We start from the raw sequence: 23125 nt of genomic DNA, 5'->3' as shown, positions 1-23125 counted from the left end.
AAATCGCCTTCTTTTACTAGATTTGGCTTGAAGATGACAGCTTCTTTAAAATGACATCTGCCATAGCGTCAATGAATTCCGGTTCTGCATTCGGCATTGGCGGTCTGTAATAGCTGGCCCCGATTTCATCCGTCACGACCTTGCATTCATAATCATTGTCATACAGCACTTCAAGATGCTCGGAAACAAATCCGGCTGGTACATACACAAAAGCTTTGTAGCCATGCTCTTCAAACAGCTCTCTTGTCAAATCCTGGACATCTGGTCCAAGCCAGGGTTCCGGGGTATTGCCGGCGCTTTGCCAGCCTACCGCGTAATTCTTTACACCGGCCTGCTTGGCAATCAAGTCTGCTGTTTTCTTCAATTGTGCAGGATATGGATCGCCCATCTGGAGGATTTTCTCCGGAAGGCTGTGGGCAGAAACGATCAAGACTGAGTTTTCCTTCTCATCAGCAGGCATTTCTGCAAACGTTTTTGCCACACGGTCAGACCAGTATTTGATGAATTTCTTTTCATCATACCAGCTTTCTACGGAGACGATCTCAGGTCCGCCCAGCTTGGCTGCTTCTTCTTTTGCCCGGCCATTATAGGACTTCACACTGAAGGTTGAAAAATGCGGAGCTAGCACGATGCTGACCGCCTCTTCAATTCCGTCTTCATGCATTTGCTTTACAGCGTCTTCGATAAAAGGCTCAATATGCTTCAATCCAAGGTACATTTTGAATTCAACTTCATCCTGGATGCTGTTCAAATACTGTTCCAGTTTCTCGCCTTGCTCCACAGTGATTTTCGCAAGCGGAGAAATCCCGCCAATCGCTTCATAACGATTTTGCAGGTCTTCAAGCATTTCCGGTGCCGGCGGACGTCCGTGGCGGATATGTGTATAGTATCGTTCTATATCTTCTTCTTTGTAAGGTGTGCCATATGCCATCACAAGCAAACCCATTTTTTTCTTCGTCATGATTGCACCTCTTTTTCCAGTCTCTAAGCTTTTATTCTGCCAAAAATAGCTCTAATTTACCAAATCCAATGCTCTGATTGAAAATAGAAACTATTTGCCCAGCTTTGAGGCAGAATACTCATGGATAAATGCAGTCAATTTTTTCAGCGTATCAGGGTTAACTGATGGGAAGACACCATGTCCAAGGTTAAAGATGTAGCCAGGCTGTGCCATTCCCTGATCAAGGATCGCTTTCGCCTTTTCTTCAATTACGTTCCATGGCGCAAGCAGAATCGCCGGATCAAGATTTCCCATGACCGTTTTCTGGATGCCAAGCTCACGAGCTTCGCTTATCTGCAAACGCCAGTCAAGACCAACTACATCAAGTGGAAGGTCATGCCATTCCAGGGCAAGGTGGCTTGCACCCACTCCAAACATGATCAATGGCACATTCTCGTTTTTCAGTTCCGAGAAAATCCTGTTCATGACTGGTTTAATAAATGTGCGGTAATCCTGGACATTCAATGCGCCAACCCATGAGTCAAAGATCTGGATCGCTTTAGCTCCGGCTTTGATTTGGGATTTGACATAAGTAATCACCATATCGGCTAGCTTTTCCATCAATGCGTACCATGCTTCCGGTTGTGCATACATAAATGCCTTTGTCTTGTTATAGTTTTTAGAAGGTCCGCCTTCGATCATATAGCTTGCAAGTGTGAACGGTGCACCGGAAAACCCGATCAGCGGAACAGACAGCTGCTCTTGTGTAAGAAGCTTAATTGTATCGAGAACATACGGAATGTCAGACTCTGGATTGATTGTGCCCAATTTCTCCACATCTGACAGCGATGTGATTGGATTCGATATTACTGGCCCGATGCCTGATTTGATTTCGACTTCTACGCCCATAGCTGGTAGCGGAGTCATGATATCTTTATAAAGGATGGCGGCATCAACACCATATTGTTCTACCGGCAGCCTTGTTACATATGCGCAAAGTTCAGGCTGATGAGTGATCTCGAAGAGGGAATATTTTTCTTTGATCTCTCTATATTCAGGCTGGGAACGGCCAGCTTGTCTCATATACCATACAGGGACATGGTCCGTTTTTTCCCCTCTGGCTGCTTTTAAGAAAGTATCATTGATTATCTTGCTCATTAAGTGTGGTCCACCTTTCAATAATGTCTGTATTCCATTGTAATATAAAAGGATTGAAATAAAAAACACCTATTTCCAATGAGAAAACAGACTTCTTCATTTTTATAAAAAAACAAACTAACTACACTATATCGTTTTTACGCCCCCATTTCATAGGAAACGCTTTAAATTGTCGAAAATTAGACGTTTTTTTGTTTTTAGCTTCTTTAAAACAGGGAAAATAGATTAAAGTGGGAAAATCATTATAATAGAAGGAAGAACTTAATTTTAAAAATGAGGTGAAAAGATGAATCTATTCATTACATCAGGAACAGCTGATTTTTTGTTGAAATTAAAAGAAAAACACCAGGGCGAAAACATGGTCCTGATGAACAACAACGAATCATCCATCCTTGTCCATGAGACGGAAGGGAAAACATTATTCAGTTCTCCGAGGAAATATGAGGTGATCGATTCTGCCGGCCCACTCGGACATGAAGGTTTTGCTGTCTTTAATAATATCCCTGTAACCGATGAGGGCAGGCCGCTTTTTGAGGACCGCTTCCTGAACCGGCCAAGGATGATTGAGAACGAACCAGGATTTGTCGCCATCCGTGTACTGCGGCCATTGAGTTCCAATACCTACATCATCATGACCATCTGGGATAAAGAAAGCTCATTTGAAAACTGGCAAAAATCCAAGGCCTATGCCCATGCACATAAGAATCGCGGCACAGAGGCTGGCATTGATGGCGCCAAGCCAAATATTTTCGAGAGTGCATCGTATGTATCAAAGTATTATATTGAAGGCGAATGATTTCCGCCTTTTGGCGCCTCCATTTGTGTGATGGATGGCGCTTTTTTTGTTCCCTGCTCTTATCAGTGCCTTTATCTCAGCTGAATAATAAAGAGGATGCCATCCCATGACACCCTCCCCTCCTTATGGCATCTTGATCAATCCGTTCCGGTTTGCATAAACGGCAGCCTGTGTCCTGTCTGATAAACCTAATTTTCCGAGTATATTGGATACATGTGTTTTTACTGTTTTCACACCAATGAATAGTTCTTCGCTGATCTGCTGGTTTGTCATGCCTTCGCCAATACATTTCAGGACATCCAGCTCACGTTCTGTCAGTTCATCATGAGGCTTGCGTTCTTGCGGCCTCAGTTTTCTCATCATTTTGTTGGCTACCTTTGGTTCAATCACCGTTTCTCCTCTGGCAGCTTTTTCAATTGCCGCAATGACTTCTGCTGCTGTCGCGGTTTTTAGCATATAACTGAATGCCCCTGCCTCAATTGCCGGAAAAACCTGATCATCATCGTAAAAGCTTGTTATGATAATGATTTTGCATTCCGGATAAAAGCTTAATATCTCCCTGGTTGCGTCAATCCCCGTGCCTTTTTCCATTAAAAGATCCATAAGGACGACATCCGGCCTCGAGTCTTTCACCAGTGATACAGCCTTTACACCGCAGTCCGCCTCCCCGACAATTTCGATGCCCGGTTCGGTCTCCAAATAGGAAAGGATGCCTTTTCGGACCATTTCATGATCATCAACCACGACCACTCTGATTTTCCCCATTATTCTTCTCTCCTCATAGCGGGTATCCTGATCTCTATATATGTACCTTCATTTTCTTTTGAACGGATAGTATAGGTACCGCCAATTTGTTCGCAACGCTCCCGCATTGTCTTCAAGCCGTAAGATGCCATCTTTTCTTCATGAATATCGAAGCCTTTTCCATCATCGCCAATATATAGATGAATCGTTTGATTCTCTTCTGCAAGCAAGATTTTCACTTTTGCCGCATCTGCATGTCGCAGGATGTTGGACAGTGCTTCCTGGACGATCCGGAAAATATGCTCTTCTGCAGCCTGGGAAATGTTTTCGATTTCATCAATGCTTGCCTCAAATTCAAGGTTTGTTTTTTGCTTTAATTCCTGAATGAGTTTAACGATTCCTTCGCAAAGACTCTCCCCGCTTAATTGGACTGGTCTCAGATGCAGAAGGAGCGCCCGCATTTCTCCCTGGGCCTTGCCTGCTATCTCGGAAATCTGCTCCAGTTGTTTCCTGGCCTTTCCAGGTTCCTGATCGAACCAACGGAGTGAAGCAGATGACATCATGCTTAGGGCAAACAGCTGCTGGCTGACTACATCATGCAGATCCCTGGCAAGCCTCTGTCTTTCCTCCATGATTGCTGCTGACTTGGCTGTTTTGGACAGTTCAGTTTTTTCCTCTGCCATCTTTTGCAGGGAATGAACCTGTTCCTGAAGATATTCTGACAGCTGATTGAGCTCCTCCGAAATCAGGCCGATTTCATCTTTTTCATCGGTGATGATCCTTTCTGTGAATTTCCCCCTGCGCAAGGTAGCAATAAATAATAAGATATCGCTGAGACGCCCTTTAATTGTATAGCTCCCACGCAGGCTGAAATAGAATCCCGCTGCCGACAGGACGACAAAGCTGTACAGCCAAAACCAAAAGGTCATCGAAGTTGTGAGGCCGCTGTCAGGCACCATGAATAAGAAAATCTGCAGGCCAATGAAGAGAATGAGGGAAGTGATGAATGCCATCATCAAGAAAGTCTGAATAAACCATAAGCGGATACTTGTCATTTCACTCCCCCCTAAACACGGTCGATTCTGACAGAACCGATCTTCAACTCAATGGTGATGTTCAGTTTCCTGATGGCATCATCATAGTCATCTGATTTATATGCAATCACATGTTTGATTTGTTCCTGAGCATAATCGAACAGCTTTACTTCACCTACGCCGATCACGGCATTTACTTTTACCGGGATTCCCTCCGGGATGAGCATTTTCACTTCACCCACCCAGCCTCTTACCCTGATCGGCGTCTCTTTGTCGGGAATGAAGCCTTTGCTGAAATCAATAAAGTATTCACCGACCATATTATAAAGATCCATTGGTTCAACTGCCCAGTTTTGCTCTTTGAATGTTACTTTGCCAATTGAGGCACCCCGAATTTTCTTAGTGGAATTCCCTTCGGTTCCTTGAAAATCCTCAAGCTGTTTAGCTGATGGCAGTTCTGTTTGGTAGATGAGCTTAAACTTCCGTTTCCCGATTAACATGCTTACCCCAAAATAAATCAGGAACAGCGGCCAGAGCTTCCACACGTCCAGGAGTTTGAAGTCAATCACATCAAGACGGTCCATGACCAAAAGCGATGAAAAAACAACAATGAACAATCCCCAGCCGAACTGCTTTTTCAGAAGAGCCACCAGCCCATAAACCAACAGCACGAAAGGATAAGAAACGACAAAAAGCTCTTTTATTTCCAAGGAAATTACACCTAAATTGACGAGCAAAAGAATGATTCCCACGCCTGCCAGCCCAATAGCCATTGCTATTTGATTCACCGATCGAGTACGCAACACTTTCCCCTTCTTTCTTGCTTTCCTACTCTATTATTCTTTTTCATTCGAAAAAATCCCTTTAATTCACTAGTAAACTTGCTTGATATAACTATTTTAAGAAAAGGAAAAGCTTATTTCTCCCCTCCAGAGAAGTTTTTCGCCTCCGTCCCGGGACTGATAATTTTTTTACAGGATCCTTCTCACACCTTTCTGCTTCCATCATATTCTGTAGTACTTAATTAGGAAATTTGCCTATTCAGTGCAGGCAGATAACAGTACGTCATTCAGAAGGGAGCAATATTTTATGATTATAGAATTAACAGCACTTCATTGGATATATGTATTATTCATCTTCCTGATCATCGGGTTCATGGTCATGAAAAGAGATACAACGCTTGTATCGATCCTCGGAATCTTTTTATTGGCCATCGTCGCGACAGGCTCTTTGAGCGGCTCGGTCAGCAGTGTTTTCAATAGTTTCATATATGCCATCACTGAGCTATTGCCTACCATTCTTGTAATTTCCATCATTGTGGCGATGAGCAGGACGCTTACCGTGACGGGGATAAACGATGCGATGATCTCGCCTTTCGCCAGGTTGATTAAAACACCAGCGCTGGCATACTGGACGATTGGGATCGTCATGATGTGCATATCCTGGTTTTTCTGGCCATCTCCAGCAGTAGCCTTGATGGGCGCTGTCCTTTTGCCAGTCGCGGTAAGAGTCGGGCTTCCTGCCCTTGGCGTAGCGGTCGCTATGAATCTCTTTGGACACGGAATTGCCCTTTCCGGGGACTTTGTCATTCAGGCTGCTCCAAAACTGACAGCTGATGCTGCCGGCATACCCGTCAGTTCGGTGGTTCAGGCAAGTATCCCATTGGTCATTGTCATGGGGGTTGTTACGACGGTGACCGCATTTTATCTGTTAAAAAGGGATATGAAAAGCGGCAAATTAGTAAGCAGCGGTTCCGTTGATGTTGAATTAAAACAAACTAGTGATCCAACCTTGCTGACAGATGGTGCGAAGAAGTTCTTCGCTCTCCTGGTACCGGTTTTGTTCGCAGCGGATGTTGCCGCAATGTCCATCCTTGACCTTCAGGGCGGCGATGCGACTGCTCTTGTTGGCGGAACCTCGATTTTTATCCTGCTTCTAATTTCCCTTGCAGCTCACAAGAACAAAGGTCTTGAAAAAACGACCAGCTACCTCATTGAAGGCTTTCAGTTTGGATTCAAGGTTTTTGGGGCTGTCATCCCGATTGCCGCCTTCTTCTATCTCGGCGACTCCGGCTTCATGAAAATCATTGGTGAGTTCCTTCCGGAGACGTCCCAGGGAATCGTCAATGACCTGGGGGTGGCGCTGGCTTCTGTCGTACCCCTTAATGCCGAAGTCGGAGCCGTGACACTTACAGCAGTGGGAGCGATAACCGGTCTGGATGGCTCAGGATTTTCCGGCATATCCCTGGCTGGATCGGTCGCAGCAATTTTCTCGACTGCCATAGGCGCCGGTGCAGCAACCCTGACTGCACTCGGACAGATTGCCGCAATTTGGGTCGGCGGCGGCACCCTCGTACCCTGGGCACTTATTCCGGCAGCCGCTATTTGCGGTGTGGATCCATTCGAGCTGGCAAGGCGCAACCTCCTGCCTGTCACCATCGGACTAATCGTAACCACGATTGTGGCAATGTTCCTGATTTAGCTTGAAAACACTGGCTGCCATTCAATGGCACCATTTATATATGAAGCTCCTTTATCAGGGAGCTTCTTTTGCTGTTATTCTTGAATGTTATTATTCTCTAATCATGTTATAATTATTAAAATTATCAAACTATTATACATAAGGAGATGAACCAATTGCAGGATCAGCTTTTTAGGAAAATAGAAGATCTTTATCCGGAAATGGTGGAAATCCGCCGCTTTATGCACCAACATCCAGAATTGTCTTTCCAGGAAGAGAACACTGCGAGGTATATCGCAGCCTTTTATGAGAAGCTTGGGGTTGAAGTGCGCACCAATGTTGGCGGCAACGGGGTAGTCGCAAAAATATATGGAGCCAAACCGGGCAAAACAGTTGCACTTAGAGCTGATTTTGATGCCCTTCCAATCCAGGATGAAAAGGATGTCCCATACAAATCCCTCGTTCCGGGCGTTATGCATGCATGTGGACATGATGGCCATACAGCGACATTGCTGGTCCTGGCAAAGGTATTGCATGAAGCAAGGGAAAATCTTCACGGAACTTATGTGATGATTCACCAGCACGCTGAGGAGTATGCACCAGGCGGCGCCATTTCGATGATTGAAGACGGCTGCCTCGAAGGTGTTGACGTCATTTTTGGCACCCACCTGTGGGCCAGTGAGACGACAGGTACTGTCCAATATCGCATCGGTCCGATCATGGCAGCAGCAGACCGCTTTGAGATATCAATCCAGGGCAAAGGCGGACACGGTGCCCAGCCACATAAAACAAAGGATGCCATTGTGGCTGGAGCACAGCTGGTTTCCAACTTGCAGCAAATCGTAAGCAGGCGTGTGGATCCCGTCGATTCTGCCGTTGTAACCGTGGGCTCGTTTGTGGCAGATAATGCTTTCAATGTCATCGCCGATAAAGCCAGACTGGTTGGTACAGTGAGGACATTCAATGAAAACACCCGCGATTTTATCGCGGCCGAAATCGAAAAAGTTGTTCAGGGAACATGTCTGGCATCCGACTGTACCTATGAGTATTTGTATGATAAGGGCTATCCAGCTGTAGTGAACCATGCAGCAGAAACCGAGTTCCTGATTGATTGCGCTTCAAAAGTGCCGGAAGTGACCAAAATTGAAGAAAGCGACCTGCAAATGGGTGGTGAAGACTTTGCCTACTACCTCCAGCATGTGAAAGGGACGTTCTTTTTCACTGGAGCAAAACCGGAAAGTGCTGAATCTTACCCCCACCACCATCCAAGGTTCGACATTGATGAAAAAGCAATGCTCATTGCCGCAAAAGCGCTTTGCTCAGCCGCATTGAACTACCAGACGAAGGAACAGCATAACCATCAAGAAACATTAGCGTAAAAAAATCTTACTATATCTGACTGCAGACAAATCACTTGGCTGCAGTCAGATTTTTTATTGGGACAGAAATCGAAGAAAAACATAATTTCGTGTTCACCCAGAGCTGCTTAATGGCCGATAAGGGTCCTGTTAACGGACCAACACCCTTTTGCCTTCCTACAGGCTTCATAGGCGCTTTGGTGTCGGGCTCACGAAATAATTTCAGGCCTGCCCGTTAACCCAGCCTCTCACATCTGTGGCGGTGTCTGCAGGATCCTCATCCGGTAGGCATTCATCGCTGTTTCTCCAAGCTGGTCAAGCAAATTGTAATTAGCATAGGCACCTACCACCGCTCCAATCCCCGGCATCATCTGCAGCATTTTGGCAAAATCAATATAATCTCTGTATTCCTGTTGAAATTGCTGCCAATCCAGTTCCAGCAACTCTGATTTTCGGCTTTCCCAATTTTCAAGCACATCCAATGTCTGCTTCCTTTGGGCATCGCTCGAAAATGCCAGCTGGAATACATAGAGGATGAACAGCCTTTCTTCATATTTCGAAAGGTCAAAACCATATATGGAGGCAGCTTCAAACAAAAATTTCATTTTAATCGATAACAGCAGCGGAAAGTCTGCCATTCCAAGCAATATTCCGCCAGCACCAGTGCCTGCCCCTTCGACAGCTGCCGTCCTTTTATATCCTGATAGTTTCTTGTTCAGCAATTCGTCCTTGCTGGCAAGTGTCAAACCGGTTCCCTGCTGCTTTTTCGTCGTTAAATTCGAGCCAGCAAGTGTTGCTTTGACCATGTTTTTAATACTTTCCGTGAGGATTTGATGGACTTTTTCCGGGATTAGCTGGTTCACTTTTGTCTGAGCTTTTTTTGAGGCACGCGCCAATATTCCAGATCGTTTATTCAGCTTCCGCTTCCAGGCAATTACCTCATCAAATGCCCTCAGTTCATACTCATTCAAGTCTCTTCACTCCTTTTCGTACTAATACTTACGTATTTAAATCACATTTGTTGCAAAAAAATCCTCTTCATAAAAGCCTGGGAGCCATTATGAAAAGGATTTATGATCATGATTTAAGTTTGTTGATGCTGTAAAAATAGACAAAAAACAATGCAAAAGCGACGCCTGCAGCCAAAATGATGGCGCCAAATACGAGCTCTCCTTTAATCAGGACCATTCCTGCAAACACGGCCGTCTGAAAAATCAATATGCCCAACAGCAGGCTCGTAAAGGATTTCCGCCTCGACTTTTCCGATAAAGGATAAAGACTGACCCAAAGTTTATTTTCATGATGGTTCCATAACGGCAAGAGCTGAAACCCTGTCAAATACATGAAAAGCAAGGCGAACAAAATTTGGCCTGGCCCGTATGTGAGGAAGTAAAGCGCAGCTCCTCCAATTGCGGTAAGACGGACGAGCAAGCCAAAATAATCCCCGGCTCTTGCGAATGTCCTTATATAAAGGTGGCTGAATGCAAGGTCCTGTCGGTAAGGAATCCTATTGACCAGCCAGTCAAGCCATTTCCGCCTTCTGGTCCTGCCACGGAGCTTTGGAACATCCGTAAACATATTGGCAACACGGTAAAAGGCATTCATCCTCCGCTCTTCATCCTCAATCAATTGCTCCCATTTCAGTCCCTTGTCCGCAGTCTGTTTTTTATAATACAGATATAGGAAAACGAAAATCAGTGCAGGAACTATTGCAAATAGAATTTGAGCCCCTGAGAAGATGAAATAAATCAGCACCGTGTTGATAAAAAAACGAATGATGCTGTCCATCATTTTCACGCTTGATTCAATATAATGCTGGACATGCCAGCGAATCAATAGATTGACCAGTTTTATCAGGATCACAGCAATCAGCAGGATGAAAAACGACTTGAAGTCTGCACCATGCACTTTTACGTGAAGAGGCATTAAAACCGCAAGCACCATAAGCAAAAGATAAGACTGCAGGCTCAGGCTGAAAATGACCGATTTCCTGAAATAATCACCCAGCTTTGTTTCGAGCGGCAAAAGAAAGATTTTATCCGCTTCGGTCAGGAATGTCTGGACAGGGCTATATGTAAGTACAGCTGCGAGAATAAACGCAATGATCCACGCAGCCGGAAAATCGGACTGCAGTGTTTTTATCCAATCTTGATAGTAGAACGCCGCTGTTCCCAATAAAAACAGGACGACAATCATTAAATGGCCATTGAAGATATAACGGAGATAGCTCCCGGTTTCCTTCGCAAAAGTCCCGAAGCGCTCCTTCCATAAGTCTTGCGGATTAAACATAGTCTTCTTCCTTTGTCAGCTGGATATACAGGTCATCAAGTGTAGCGCCGGGCATATTGAACTGTTCCCGTAATTCCTCAAGTGTCCCCTGTGCCCGTACCTCTCCATTATGGAGAATCACAAAACGATCGCAATACCGTTCAGCCGTAGCCAGGATGTGTGTCGACATCAAAATGCCCGCACCATTTCGCTTCATCTTGTCCATTAAATCCAGCAAAGATTGAATTCCTAGAGGATCAAGGCCAACAAATGGCTCATCAACGATATAGAGTGATGGCTGTACAAGGAATGCGCACATGATCATCACCTTTTGCTTCATTCCTTTTGAGAAATGGGCAGGGAACCATTTCAGCCTTTTACTCATCCTGAACTCTTTTAACAAAGCTTCAATGCGCTGTTCATACTCTTGTTCCTTAAGGCCATAGGCCATCGCTGTCAATCGAAGGTGTTCCTCGAGCGTCAATTCATCATACAGGATAGGCGTTTCAGGTACAAAAGTGAATTGCTTTCTGTACTCTTCCTTCCCTTCAATGAATGTCTTTCCATTGATTTTGATATCACCCTTTTGAGGTTCCATCAATCCAATCACATGCTTGATCGTCGTACTTTTTCCAGCGCCGTTTAGGCCAATCAATCCAACAATTTCATTATTATTGACTGTGAAGCTTACATTTTTCAGCACAGGATTCCTCGTGTATCCGCCGGTAACCTGGTTTATTTCCAATAAAGACATGTGCAACGCCCTTCCAGTTCATAGTCGTGTACCGTTATTTTAACAAATGCATCTCATTTAAGAAAAGTTTCAAGTAAGTGGTGAACTTTTTTACATATAAACTGCCAGTCGGGGCATCATAATTTTTGAAGGGGAACGAGCAATAATTCGAAATGAGGTGTCTGTAAAAGACATATTATTCGATTTATAAGCACACTGATTTACCACGTTCAAACAAGGGGATGGTTGCATTGCGCTACGTAAATGTTAACCCAGCCGTTCAGTAACATCACTCCACATTTTGAAATGAGGTGTGTGTCGCAGATCACTTCCCGCTTTATAAGTTGTGAAACCGACTAAAGCAGACAGGGGATGGTCCGATTGAACCAGGTACTGAGAAATAACCCATCATTCTTTTGATTCGAATGAATTGAAAATGAGGTGTTTATCAAAGGTAAACCTGCTAAAGAACGTCAATAAACAGTAATCAGTTCCCCCTTCAGGGACAGGAATCCATACGGATCCTGTCCTTTCTTTCTTTATGTTTATTGGCAAAATATGATAAAATACCAGAAACATGATTAATGGAAAGGGTGGAACATATGAATGATTGTATTTTTTGTAAAATCATCAATGGCGACATTCCCTCAGCAAAGGTATATGAGGATGAAAACGTTTTGGCATTCCTTGATATCAGCCAGGTAACGAAAGGACATACACTTGTCATCCCAAAAGTACATAAAGAAAATGTGTATGAGTTAACGGATGAAGTGGCAGCTAATGTTTTTAAGGCTGTTCCTAAAGTCGCCAATGCGATCAAGGCTGCCTATGAGCCAATCGGGCTGAATGTCCTTCAGAACAACGGCGAAGCAGCCGGCCAATCTGTTTTCCACTTCCATATGCATCTGATTCCTCGCTACGGCAATGGAGACGGTTTCGGGGCTGTCTGGAAAACACACCAGGATCAATATACTGCAGACGACTACCAGAAAATCGCTGCCGAGATCAACAGTAAAATCTAGACTTCCGCACTTGCGGGAGTTTTTTTATTGGTTAGAAACAACTTTTATATTGGACAATTTTCTGGCTGCCCACTTTGTGTTTGTCCGATTAAGCTTTCCTATCGAACACTTTTTGCCGTTTTCCCCTCGTGTTTGTCCGATAGAGCTTTCCTATCGGACACTTTTTGCCGCTCTTCCATCGTTTTTGTCCAATTGACCTTCTCTGAAAAGCAATGGAGAACTTGTCCATACAGCTATTTTGCTCTTTTCGTCATATGTAAGGCAAAACGAACTTCTTGAAATTTGTTTAAACTTTTCTGAAAACATTAGAAATTCCCTTCTTTTTCTGTTAGCATGATAATAACTTTAATGCATTAACGAAACACTGCAATTTTATTTTTCCGGAGGGATGATCTTGAAACGTGCACTGAATTTTAATGCCGGACCTGCCGCCTTGCCTGAGGCTGTGCTGGCGAGGGCCGAAAAAGAAATGATGAATTACCAGGGCAGCGGGATGGGAGTCATGGAACTTAGCCACCGCAGCAAGCAATTCGAAGCACTCAATGACCGGACAAAGTCATTGCTGCGCAACCTCCTCCACATTCCGGATGGTTACGAAGTGCTTCTCCTCCAGGGTGGTGCAAGTCTTCAATTCACCATGGTACCGATGAATCTTCTTGAAGAAGGATCGACTGCAGGATATGTCATGACTGGCACATGGTCTGAAAAAGCATTAAAGGAGGCACAAAAAATCGGGAGTGCGGAGGCAATTGCTTCATCAAAATCTTCTAACTATAAATCAATCCCCAGCTTCTCAGAAATCAATTTAAAACCTGGCTCTTCATACCTCCACATCACGACGAACAACACGATCTTCGGTACCCAGTGGCATAACCTGCCTGAAAAAGTTAACGTTCCGCTTGTTGCGGACATGTCAAGTGACATTTTAAGCCGTCCTGTCAATATATCTTCCTATGGGCTCATATACGCTGGTGCGCAGAAAAATCTGGGTCCATCCGGTGTCACAGTAGTGATCATACATAAGGATTTGATCAAACGTTCAAGGCCGGATTTGCCTGCAATGCTCAATTATCAGGTGCAGGCTGACTCCAAATCGCTATACAACACTCCGCCTACTCTGTCCGTTTATTTTCTGATGCTAGTCCTCGAATGGGCCGAATCCATTGGCGGGGTAAAACAGCTAGAACTGCAAAACAAGCAGAAGGCAGCAATGCTTTATGAAGCAATCGACAGCAGTAATGGATTCTATAAGGGCCATGCTGAAAAAGAGAGCCGCTCTTTAATGAATATCACCTTTACGCTGGAAAACGAAGACTTGACCGACTCCTTCCTGCATGAGGCAGAGGAAGCAGGCTTTATTGGTTTGGCCGGCCATAGATCTGTTGGCGGCTGCAGGGCTTCCATATACAATGCCGTCCCGCTCGGCCATGTCGAAAAACTGGCTAAATTCATGAATGATTTCAGGCTAAGAAATTAACAGAATATTATCCCTTTACTCACCTAAAATATATGTTATAATAGTAGCAAGCTTTTCGCTGCAGGCATTGAGAGCACTGCAGGAGGAGCTATAGTTAGCTAGAATAGCAGAGGAGAGATGAGAATTGAATACGAAAAACCTTGTAGCCTTATCACTATTAGTTGGGATGGGTGCAGTGCTGCACACTGTTGTACCCGGATTTATCCTTGGAATGAAGCCAGATATGATGCTTACCATGATGTTCCTTGGGGTCCTTATGTTTCCTGACAAGAAAAGTGTATTTTTGATCGGAGCTGTAACTGGTTTGATTTCTGGATTGACTACAACGTTCCCTGGCGGACTTATTCCAAATATCATCGACAAGCCTGTAACGGCATTTGTCTTTTTGGCACTCCTGCTGGCGTTGAAAAAATTCAAGTCATCAGTATATATCGCAGCTGGCCTGACGGCAATCGGAACCATTGTTTCCGGGATTGTTTTCCTTGGAGCAGCTTACTTCCTAGTGGGCCTTCCTGGACCATTCATCGCCCTTTTCGCGGGAGTCGTTCTGCCTGCAGCTGCCTTTAACACAGTATTCATGGCCATTCTTTATCCAGTGGCAACCAATATCTTTAAACGAGCAAAACTTGCAGAAATCAATTAAATCATAGAGCCCCTGTCCTAAGCTTGAGGACAGGGGCTTTTTTACATTACTGAAATGAATAAAAGATAATCCCGAGCAATAGAAAAATGGCTCCCCCGCCTGCGAACGTGCCAGCCCTTTTTCGCAGATGCATCTTCGGAGGATACATGCCTGGTTTCTTCAATGCAAGGAGATTATGGACTGCCCCCAAAAAGAAAGCAATACTGATGAAAAATACGATACTAACAAAAATCCCCGCTCCCCTCCTCTCCATCCTCTGTACATGAACCTAATTTATCTTTATGCCTGTTAAATTGAGCCTATGAAGCATAAAACGTTTATTTGCCCGAGAATAGGAAATTAAATATAGAAGGAATAGAGGAATTTGAATCCTTTTGCAGAACATATACAGAAAAATGACGAGGTGGTCAAATCATGAAAGCAAAATCAGTTTTAATGGGAATGGTTGTTGGAGGAGTGGCAGCTGGAATTGCAACGCTGCTCGCAGCGCCAAAGTCTGGTTATGAGACAAGAAGGACACTTAAGGCGAATAAGGATGAGTATATCGGGTCTCTTAAAGACATCAAGGATTCCGTTGTGGAATTAAAAAATACGGTGGCAACTGCTTCCAAAGAAGGAAAGGCTTCCATCCAAACTTTTGTCACCGATGTAAAAACCGCTCTTTGGGAATGGAAACTTGAAACAGAGGAAAATAAAATGGCCCTTCAGGAAGATATCAAAGAGCTGGAGGAATCCATTTCAGATCTTGAATCTGAATTGGCTGCCAATTCAGAAGAAAAATAAAAGGAGAAATCCTTCCCTCCAACTAAATTTTTTCATCGGGAAGGATTTTCCTATTTTTTGAAGAAAAAATATACTATGCAAATGGCATTTTTATTATGACCTATCAATTTTTACATAATTACACCAGACTACAGTGGGAAAATAACAAATTCTAAAAATTTAGTAAATTTATATCTTTATTAATTTTTGTTTTATTGGCATAATGAAAATAGAAATAATAAAGTAGGTGAATATGAGAATGGGAGATAAAAATTATACTATGAAAGAAGCGATGATGTTTAGCCAGAGAGTTGCCCAGTTAAGTAAAGCCCTTTGGAAGTCTGTCGAAAAGGATTGGCAGCAATGGATCAAGCCATTCGACCTGAATATCAATGAGCATCATATTTTATGGATTGCTTATCACTTGAATGGTGCTTCGATTTCTGATGTAGCCAAATTTGGCGTGATGCATGTATCCACTGCCTTCAACTTTTCTAAGAAACTTGAAGAACGTGGCTATCTAAAGTTTTCCAAAAAGGAAAGCGACAAAAGGAATACGTATATCCAGTTAACCGAAGAAGGCGAAGGCGTATTGCTCGCTTTAATGGAAAGCTACGAACCTGATAAGAATGCAGTTTTTTCAGGTGCTATGCCCTTAAAGGAACTCTATGGAAAATTCCCTGATATTATTGAAATCATGGCGATTGTCAGGAATATTTATGGCGATGATTTCATGGAGATATTCGAGAAATCATTCTCGAATATTGACAGAAAGTTTACAGACGAGGACGGAACGCTTAAAAAGATCGATCCAGCCGAGAAGGAGTATGCTTAAGATAGACAAACACAGTTTCGCTCCGTAAATAGAGGAAGGGATTACTTCCAAGATACACTAGCATTGTTCACTTCCTCTGGCTGAAAAACGGTTTCGCTTTCAGCCGACAACATCCTATAAAGCGGTTGTAAAAATGAATCCTTCCGCTTTTTGTTCTTCCATTTAAATGCTCATTATCTCACATTTCGAAAAATTCAAACTTTATATTATCTTTGCAATGAATTTAAAAAATTCATTCTCACCCTCCACTAACTTACTAATCATCCGCTTTATAAAAAACTATCTTTTTCCTTGAATATTTGTTATTGTATTTAAGATAAAAAGATTGATAAGGAGGGATTCTTCGATGATCTCCATTTTATTTGTGTTTGTCCTTTTTGCAGCCTTCATTCTTTTCTATATAAATAAGCTAACAGATTCCCTCTGCATCCAGAAGGAAATCCCGGAAGACAAACATGCTAAAATTTTCAGGACGATCAATATCCTAGTTACAATTTTGCTTATTTCATCTTTCGTTGAAATTTTGTATACGTGACTACATACGAAAAGCGTAAGCGCCGTGGTCAGCTTCGACAAGCGCTGGAGGGCATGACAGTGAAGTCGTTCTTTGACTTCATTGGCAGGACCGAAACCGAAAAGTATAGCCGACTGTTCAGAAACGCAGAAACTGGAGAGTCCGACAAAGAAGCGCTTTTTGCTTCTGCCGACGGAGTTGAAGTTTCGGAGTTTCTAGGAGGCGACACTAGCCAAGCGTCTCGAGGTGCTAGGCGCTGGAACTAGACATTTCTCGAAGTTGAAATCATAAAATACTATTAACATAAATTAAGCGGTGAGGACATCCTCACCGCTTTTTATTTTCGGTCTCCACAAAGACTATTTTTATTAATCAGGCATGCAGAAAGCATCGCCTCATCAAATCTTACAGCCAAGATGCACCGATGATGATTAACAGAATGAACAAGACAACTAGCAATGCAAAGCCGCCGCCGTATCCAAAGCCTCCTCCAGACATTGAGGTTCCTCCTTTCTGCTTTAAGAACTTGCTTTAATAACATGTGTCAGAAATATGGGGGACGAGAGCACCCCCATACTCTACTCAGAAATTAAAGCCAAGCTGCACCCACGATGATTAACAGAATGAATAACACGACAATTAACGCAAAGCCGCCGCCGTATCCTGCACCCATATTAACACCTCCTTCCAAAGTGGTTATGATATCTTATTCAAGCAAGTTCATTTCCGCATAGGCAGTTATCCTGCTTTCCATGCATTTTGTTGTTTAAAGGTAAGCTGCACCAACAACAATCAGCAAAATGAACAAGACAACTATCAAGGCAAATCCTGAATTATAGTGGCCCATGACAAATACCTCCTTTTTCTCTTCCTTACATCCTATGCACATGTGAACAAACGGTATAGATATCCGCCCATCCCTCCAGAATAGTAAAATAAATCCAGTGTTTATTTTTTGTGGAAAATTAAAAATATGGTATAGTAGACTTTGTGGATAAAAACGGCCACTCGAATTTTCTTTTTAGGAGTTGTTCACCATGAAAAAAATGATCATTTCCCTCACGGTTGCGGCCGGAGTCATGGGATTAGGCGCATGCAGTAATGATAATGCAGATTCTTCTGAAGTAATCGTTGAGTCAAAAGCAGGTAATATTACTAAAGAAGAACTTTATCAATCAATGAAGGAAAAATATGGGGAGCAAGCGCTCCAGGAAATGCTTTACCAAAAAGTTCTTTCAAAGAACTATAAGGTAACTGACAAAGAAGTTGAACAAAAAGTGGCCGAGCTTAAAGAAGAGCTAGGAGATAACTTTGAGCTAGTACTTCAGCAGAACCAGCTTAAGGATGAGGAAGAGTTAAAAGCAGTGCTTAAAGACCAGCTGCTTATGGAAAAAGCAGCCCTTAAAGATGTAAAGGTTAGTGAAGCAGAGGTCAAGAAACGTTATGAGGAGTACAAGCCTGAAATCAAGGCGAGCCACATCCTTGTAAAAGATGAAGCGACTGCTAAGGAAGTCAAGAAAAAGCTCGATGAAGGCGCGAAGTTCGAAGACCTGGCGAAGGAGTATTCTCAAGACCCTGGTTCAGCTGCAAATGGCGGAGACCTTGGGTTCTTCGGACCTGGCAAAATGGTTCCTGAATTCGAAGAGGCTGCCTATGCTCTTGACGTGAATGAAATCAGTGGACCTGTCAAATCACAGCACGGCTTCCACATCATCAAGGTCACAGAGAAGAAAGAAAAAGAATCATACGATAAAATGAAGGACAAATTAGAGTATGACCTAAAGCTAGCACAGCTTGACTCTAATAAAATCCAGGAAGTACTGAAGCGTGAGCTTGACAAAGCAAATGTTAAGATCAAGGATAAAGACCTTAAAGGCGCTGCAGAGTTCCCTGAAGCAGAAGCACCAACACAGCCATAATTAGACAGGCTGATCTCATAAAAAAAGCACTGGCTCCGAAATTCTGGAGCCAGTGCTTTTTTATGCTTCTGCCGAATTTTCACGTCGTTCTTTTTCCCGCTCGAGCCGTTTCATATAGAGCTCGCCCTCTCGTTCAATGCTTTCCATTTCTTGTTCTCTTTCCTCTTTTCCTGTTTTGACCGCCATGAACGCGCTGAATACGATCCCTGCTGCGACTGCTATTACCCAGATTGGAATTGACATTTTTCATACCCTCCATTTAAAGGTTGTCCAAATTGAACTCTTACAGAAAACATATGTGGCTTTAATTAAGAATATGCCATTGCCGCAGAAATTAGCGTTGATAGTTAAAGACGGTTATAACCTTTATCCCCTTCAATGAAGAAGAAACCCCTGCACAGTTTGGCAGGGGTTTAGATTCTTACTTATGGAATACAGGCTTATAAAATGACCGGTTATCAAGTGCAAACACTCTTTCAGAAAACTCACCTGGTTTCACCCTTGAAAGCGCTCGGTCGAGCATGTTCATTTTCGCATCGAGATTATCGATATAATGCAGGATTTCCGCCTCTTTGATCATCGGAGGTTTTGGACTGCCCCATTCTGCTTTGCCGTGATGACTGAGGACCATATGCTGAAGGATCATTACTTCTTCACCTGAGATCCCCAATTCATCCGCTGCCTTGCCAATTTCGTTGACCATGATCGATATATGTCCGAGAAGATTGCCTTCTACTGTGTATGTCGTTGAAATAGGTCCGGAAAGCTCTATGACTTTTCCGAGATCATGAAGGATGACTCCAGCGTACAAAAGGTCCTTATCAAGACTCGGGTAGAGTGTTGCGATTGACTTTGCTAGGTCCAGCATGGAGGTCACATGGTAGGCAAGACCTGATACAAATTCATGATGATTCTTTGTCGCTGCCGGATACTCCATGAATGCGTTCATGTTCTTTTTCAATAAATGTCTGGTGATTCTCTGGATATTTGGATTTTTCATTTCGAAAATATATTGCGTAAGCTTGCTGCTCATTTCGTCCTGGCTGACAGGAGCTGTTTCAAGGAAATCCGAGAGTTTTACAGAGTCAGCTTCGGAAGCCGGACGAATTTGCCTGATCTTCAGCTGATTACGCCCCCGATAGTTCTGGATGTCCCCCTGTACCTTTACAATGCTTTCGGCAGCATACATCGTTTCATCTTCCGGTGAAACATCCCATAGTTTCGCCTCGATGTCTCCGCTCTGGTCCTGGAGGATAAGTGTCAAAAATGGCTTACCATTGCTGGCAATCCCTTTTGACGAGTGTTTTACCAGTAAAAACAGCTCAACCTGTTCCCCTGTTTCGTGATTCAAAATTCCTTTATTCATCGTTAACCGCCCTCTCCTCTCTGCAACAGTATAACATACAGAATCTATTGTTCTGATTCTCTGACCCTGCTATTTTAAACTGTATTTTTGCTTGTTTCTCCCATATGCACAATTTCATTACCTGAAAAATAGTCCAAAAGATGGCGATGGCATGTAAATATCAAAATCTGGTTTTGATTGCTCATTTCCCTAAGCAGTTGGATCACGCGGGCTGTCCTCTTATGATCAAAATTGACAAAGCTGTCATCAATGATGATCGGAAATGGATAACGGTCATGATGCACAGCGGCAAGTGCCAGCCTGATCGACACATATACTTGTTCTGCCGTCGCCTGGCTTAGCTCATTCGCTTCAAATAATGCATGATCCTCCCTTTCTATCAGAAAACCGCTGCCAGAAGGCTGGGGTATGATTTTCCCATAAACGCCATCTGTCAAAATCGATAGGAAACTTTCTGCCTTGGCAAGCATCCTCGGCATCCGTTCTTCTTTATACCGCCCGATTGTTTTCGAGAGCATGTCCCCGGCGACTGCAAACTTTCCCCATTCCTTTGCATCTTCAGCAAATTCATGCTGCAGCTGCCGATATTTATGGAGAAGTTCGCTATATATGCCTCCCTCTTCGATTATCTTCATCTTATGCTTCACATCAGCAATGGAATCAAACTGCTGCGTCAGATCCCGCTTGCACGCTTCCAGCTTCACTGAATTTCCCTCTATTTGTTCCTCAAGCGAAATGCCTGTCAGGATTTTCTCCCTGTCCTCTTCGCTTATGCCCGAAGCGAACAATTGATGAACGATATCCTCATGCCTTGCTGACCAGCCTTTCAGCAGTTCAGCATTTTTCGCTTTCAGCCTGAATTCATCCTCACGCTCCGTATCAGCCTGAGCCAATAATCCTGCCTTCTCTTCGCTTAAGATCAATTCTTCCTTTTCAAGTGCAGCGAGCTCTTCTCCAAGCTCAGCCAGTTTTGCTTCCAATTCACGATATTCCGTCTGCTGCTCCAATGCTTCACGCAAAGCCCGCTTCAATAACCCTGCTGCTTCCACTGGAGGAAGATTGACATTTTGCAGAAAACGCTCAGCAAGCACTTTAAGGCTGTCTTCCATATCTTTCAATGATAGGGTAACTTTCTTCAGGTTTTCTCTTGTTCGCTTTCGATCACGGAAGTATTGTTTTTGCTTTTCCAGTAACTGAAAAGCATCCAATAACTTTATTGGACCGTCAATCTCTTCCAGTCCGAATTGCCTCAATAATTCGCCCTTTTTCTGGCTCAAAGAGACGTTATCTGCTTCCCACACTTCAAATTGCTGAACAACCTTTTCAAAACGTTGCTGCTGCTGCCCAATCTTAACTTGCAGCTCGCGGTGGAGAAGCTGTGCTTCTTCGTCCTTCGCCAACAGGCTCTTAATTGAAAATAGATTGCCTCCCGGCTGGCTGTTCAAAATTTCTTTCAACGACCTTTCCCGCTCAATCAACTTTGACAGGAACACTGCATCCGCAGAATGGTCTCCTTCTGTATCATCTGCTGACTTGAGCAGCCCAACCGCCAGAAAAATCAAGCCGGCAACCCCTACACCAGCCAAAAGCCAAGTTCCATTAGCAATTCCCCAGATTAAAACAATGAGGAAGATTCCCCCAAGAAGGAGCGATTGCTTACGTGCATTCTTTTGTTGCTTTTTATTCCTGGTTTGCTCTGTTGCCTCCCGGGCTTTGACTCCTTCAATCTGGTCTGTGACATGCTGCCATTCAGAACGGATTCTCTCTCTATTTTCAAGCAGGTCCAGTTCTTTCATCAGCTGATTGCGCCTAACTTCATCAAGCAATTGTCCTTTTACGGTATCAGCATGTTCTTCCAGTTCCGCGAGTGCGCGTTTTTCCTCGTCAAAATCTTCTTCCAGCTGCAGTTTCTTATCACTTGATCTCTGTTGCGCCTGTTGCAGTTTTTCAACCTCATCCTTAATAAAAATGCTCGTGTTGATATCCTGTATACTTTCTTCGTCGAAATCTGCATGGAGCTGGTCATTAATCAAGCTGATTTCTTCGGATATTTCTTCAACTTTTGATTCTAGCAGTCTTTTTTCCTGATTTAGCTGATCATATAATGGAAGATTCTCGACCCGGGCGTTGATTTCCGTTTCCATCCCAATCAGTTCGAAGTCCGGCCTGTTTTTTTCCAAATCAGCCTGACCCTTTTGCTGTTTTTCTTTCAGTGTCAGTATTCTTGTATGGATTTGCTTAAGCTTCTCGTCCAATTTCTCAAGTCGGTTAAGGCCGTCTTCCGGAAAAAATGATTGATCCAGCTCCTGGATTTTTCTCTCTAATGCAGCAGCTTCAATGACAAGCTTTTCGTTTCGCTTGTATTCACGCAGCTTCACTCCTATTTGCTCCAGCCGGCCAATTTCGCCCTCGAGCCTGGCTATATTGTTTTCAAGTTCTTCTTTATCTTTCACCCACTGTGAATACTGATCATTTTGCTGCTCAGCATTTTTTAGCGAAGCCTGGACTTCCTTCAGTTCCTTCATTTTTTCATTTAACAGAGGCCGTCTCCCGCCTGGTTTGAAACGCTGCTCCATTTCCTTTAGCAGATAGCTTTCAGTATTGAAGAGTTTATCCGTACCAATCGTTCCCGCAGAAAATAAATATCTGCCGAGATCTTCCCCCTTCAGCGCATGTATATTTTGCAGTCCATGAACATTAAAAGAAAAGATCGCCTGAAAGATGCCTTTATCCATTCTTTTCAACAGATCCTTCAGCAGCTCTTCCCCACCGATTGTCCCATCTTCAAGCGATACAGTTACATCCCCTGCGGCCTTTCCTTTCACCCTTTCGATGACCGCGACTCCTCTTTCAGGAAAAAAGGCTTTAATCTTCCCACCATACTTAGGGTTATTTTTCGGCTCATAGCGGATTTCTGAACTCTGCCTGGCCGGGAAACCGAACAGGATACTGTGGATGAATGACATGATCGTGGACTTTCCAGCTTCATTTTCGCCATAAAAAACCTCAAATCGATCCATCGACTTGATCACATAATCCTCAAGCTTGCCGTACCCGTATATATGCAATTCAATAAGCTTCATCACATTGCCTCCT

The 23125-nt window shown here is 43.6% G+C and carries 25 protein-coding genes; 10 read left to right on the top strand and 15 right to left on the bottom strand.

What is annotated here, in order from left to right; all coding sequences use genetic code 11:
- Positions 1–16: 16 nt before the first annotated feature.
- The gene (hemH, locus tag FS736_RS00730; RefSeq protein ID WP_144474454.1) at positions 17–961 is read right to left on the bottom strand and encodes a ferrochelatase; all 945 of its coding nucleotides are present in this window, start codon (positions 959–961) and stop codon (positions 17–19) included.
- Between the two features lie 90 nt (positions 962–1051).
- On the bottom strand, positions 1052–2098 hold the full coding sequence (hemE, locus tag FS736_RS00725; protein ID WP_144474453.1) for a uroporphyrinogen decarboxylase: 1047 nt from the start codon (positions 2096–2098) through the stop codon (positions 1052–1054).
- Between the two features lie 286 nt (positions 2099–2384).
- Between hemE and FS736_RS00720 the strand changes: the two genes are divergently transcribed.
- Positions 2385–2894, top strand: a complete 510-nt coding sequence (locus FS736_RS00720) for an antibiotic biosynthesis monooxygenase family protein (RefSeq protein WP_144474452.1) — start codon at positions 2385–2387, stop codon at positions 2892–2894.
- 123 nt (positions 2895–3017) lie between these two features.
- On the opposite strand, the gene FS736_RS00715 is transcribed toward FS736_RS00720, so the two are convergent.
- From FS736_RS00715 to liaF, 3 genes are read right to left on the bottom strand one after another with little or no spacing between them, the layout of a single operon-like run.
- Positions 3018–3659, bottom strand: a complete 642-nt coding sequence (locus FS736_RS00715) for a response regulator transcription factor (RefSeq protein ID WP_144474451.1) — start codon at positions 3657–3659, stop codon at positions 3018–3020.
- Positions 3659–4693, bottom strand: coding sequence for a sensor histidine kinase (locus FS736_RS00710; RefSeq protein ID WP_251544603.1), 1035 nt, complete (start codon positions 4691–4693; stop codon positions 3659–3661). The genes FS736_RS00715 and FS736_RS00710 overlap by 1 nt, the downstream gene beginning before the upstream one ends.
- An 11-nt stretch (positions 4694–4704) precedes the next feature.
- Positions 4705–5478, bottom strand: coding sequence for a cell wall-active antibiotics response protein LiaF (gene liaF, locus FS736_RS00705; protein ID WP_260983496.1), 774 nt, complete (start codon positions 5476–5478; stop codon positions 4705–4707).
- Positions 5479–5761: 283 nt separating this feature from the next.
- On the opposite strand from liaF, the gene FS736_RS00700 reads away from it, so the two are divergent.
- Positions 5762–7153 (top strand): hypothetical protein, encoded by a 1392-nt coding sequence (locus tag FS736_RS00700; RefSeq protein WP_144474449.1) that lies wholly within the window; start codon positions 5762–5764, stop codon positions 7151–7153.
- A gap of 146 nt (positions 7154–7299) precedes the next feature.
- Entirely contained in the window at positions 7300–8511 is a 1212-nt protein-coding gene (locus tag FS736_RS00695; RefSeq protein WP_186326625.1) for a M20 family metallopeptidase, read from the top strand.
- Between the two features lie 227 nt (positions 8512–8738).
- On the opposite strand, the gene FS736_RS00690 is transcribed toward FS736_RS00695, so the two are convergent.
- The 3 genes from FS736_RS00690 to FS736_RS00680 form a co-directional block, all read right to left on the bottom strand.
- Positions 8739–9461, bottom strand: coding sequence for an EcsC family protein (locus FS736_RS00690; protein ID WP_144474447.1), 723 nt, complete (start codon positions 9459–9461; stop codon positions 8739–8741).
- Positions 9462–9567: 106 nt separating this feature from the next.
- Positions 9568–10779, bottom strand: a complete 1212-nt coding sequence (locus tag FS736_RS00685) for an ABC transporter permease (protein WP_144474446.1) — start codon at positions 10777–10779, stop codon at positions 9568–9570.
- The gene (locus FS736_RS00680) at positions 10772–11512 is read right to left on the bottom strand and encodes an ABC transporter ATP-binding protein (RefSeq protein WP_144474445.1); all 741 of its coding nucleotides are present in this window, start codon (positions 11510–11512) and stop codon (positions 10772–10774) included. Before FS736_RS00680 ends, FS736_RS00685 begins: the two co-directional genes overlap by 8 nt.
- 581 nt (positions 11513–12093) lie before the next feature.
- Between FS736_RS00680 and FS736_RS00675 the strand changes: the two genes are divergently transcribed.
- From FS736_RS00675 to FS736_RS00665, 3 genes are all read left to right on the top strand, one after another.
- On the top strand, positions 12094–12513 hold the full coding sequence (locus FS736_RS00675) for an HIT family protein (RefSeq protein ID WP_144474444.1): 420 nt from the start codon (positions 12094–12096) through the stop codon (positions 12511–12513).
- A gap of 394 nt (positions 12514–12907) precedes the next feature.
- Entirely contained in the window at positions 12908–13990 is a 1083-nt protein-coding gene (serC, locus tag FS736_RS00670) for a 3-phosphoserine/phosphohydroxythreonine transaminase (protein ID WP_144474443.1), read from the top strand.
- Positions 13991–14114: 124 nt separating this feature from the next.
- On the top strand, positions 14115–14633 hold the full coding sequence (locus FS736_RS00665) for a tryptophan transporter (RefSeq protein ID WP_144474442.1): 519 nt from the start codon (positions 14115–14117) through the stop codon (positions 14631–14633).
- Between the two features lie 46 nt (positions 14634–14679).
- Here FS736_RS00665 and FS736_RS25715 read toward each other — a convergent pair whose 3' ends face one another.
- A complete protein-coding gene (locus tag FS736_RS25715; RefSeq protein WP_144474441.1) occupies positions 14680–14886 on the bottom strand; it encodes a membrane protein YhzF in 207 nt (68 codons plus the stop codon).
- Between the two features lie 161 nt (positions 14887–15047).
- Between FS736_RS25715 and FS736_RS00655 the strand changes: the two genes are divergently transcribed.
- From FS736_RS00655 to FS736_RS00645, 3 genes are all read left to right on the top strand, one after another.
- Positions 15048–15416 carry a YtxH domain-containing protein gene (locus FS736_RS00655; RefSeq protein ID WP_144474440.1) on the top strand — a complete coding sequence of 123 codons (369 nt, stop codon included), beginning with the start codon at positions 15048–15050 and terminating at the stop codon, positions 15414–15416.
- A gap of 238 nt (positions 15417–15654) precedes the next feature.
- Positions 15655–16230 carry an HTH-type transcriptional regulator Hpr gene (locus tag FS736_RS00650; protein WP_144474439.1) on the top strand — a complete coding sequence of 192 codons (576 nt, stop codon included), beginning with the start codon at positions 15655–15657 and terminating at the stop codon, positions 16228–16230.
- A gap of 346 nt (positions 16231–16576) precedes the next feature.
- Positions 16577–16765: a hypothetical protein gene (locus FS736_RS00645; RefSeq protein WP_214705013.1), complete on the top strand. Its 189-nt coding sequence runs from the start codon at positions 16577–16579 to the stop codon at positions 16763–16765.
- Positions 16766–17149: 384 nt separating this feature from the next.
- Here FS736_RS00645 and FS736_RS00640 read toward each other — a convergent pair whose 3' ends face one another.
- The 3 genes from FS736_RS00640 to FS736_RS00630 all read right to left on the bottom strand — a co-directional run bounded on the left by FS736_RS00640 (position 17150) and on the right by FS736_RS00630 (position 17591).
- A complete protein-coding gene (locus FS736_RS00640; protein WP_144474438.1) occupies positions 17150–17242 on the bottom strand; it encodes a YjcZ family sporulation protein in 93 nt (30 codons plus the stop codon).
- A 91-nt stretch (positions 17243–17333) separates the two neighbouring features.
- Entirely contained in the window at positions 17334–17417 is an 84-nt protein-coding gene (locus FS736_RS00635) for a YjcZ family sporulation protein (protein WP_064503397.1), read from the bottom strand.
- 93 nt (positions 17418–17510) lie between these two features.
- Positions 17511–17591, bottom strand: a complete 81-nt coding sequence (locus FS736_RS00630; RefSeq protein WP_023615406.1) for a YjcZ family sporulation protein — start codon at positions 17589–17591, stop codon at positions 17511–17513.
- A gap of 190 nt (positions 17592–17781) precedes the next feature.
- On the opposite strand from FS736_RS00630, the gene FS736_RS00625 reads away from it, so the two are divergent.
- On the top strand, positions 17782–18663 hold the full coding sequence (locus tag FS736_RS00625) for a peptidylprolyl isomerase (protein ID WP_144474437.1): 882 nt from the start codon (positions 17782–17784) through the stop codon (positions 18661–18663).
- A 60-nt stretch (positions 18664–18723) separates the two neighbouring features.
- On the opposite strand, the gene FS736_RS00620 is transcribed toward FS736_RS00625, so the two are convergent.
- The 3 genes from FS736_RS00620 to FS736_RS00610 form a co-directional block, all read right to left on the bottom strand.
- The gene (locus FS736_RS00620) at positions 18724–18906 is read right to left on the bottom strand and encodes a sporulation YhaL family protein (RefSeq protein ID WP_144474436.1); all 183 of its coding nucleotides are present in this window, start codon (positions 18904–18906) and stop codon (positions 18724–18726) included.
- Between the two features lie 178 nt (positions 18907–19084).
- Positions 19085–20029 carry a 3'-5' exoribonuclease YhaM gene (gene yhaM, locus FS736_RS00615; protein WP_144474435.1) on the bottom strand — a complete coding sequence of 315 codons (945 nt, stop codon included), beginning with the start codon at positions 20027–20029 and terminating at the stop codon, positions 19085–19087.
- Positions 20030–20103: 74 nt separating this feature from the next.
- On the bottom strand, positions 20104–23112 hold the full coding sequence (locus FS736_RS00610) for an ATP-binding protein (RefSeq protein WP_144474434.1): 3009 nt from the start codon (positions 23110–23112) through the stop codon (positions 20104–20106).
- Positions 23113–23125: the final 13 nt, after the last annotated feature.

The sequence above is a fragment of the Cytobacillus oceanisediminis 2691 genome (assembly GCF_007678455.1).
GTDB lineage: Bacteria > Bacillota > Bacilli > Bacillales > Cytobacillaceae > Mesobacillus > Mesobacillus oceanisediminis_A.
The sequence above is the reverse complement of the archived record's forward strand: the minus strand, read 5'-3'. Positions and strand labels throughout refer to the sequence as shown.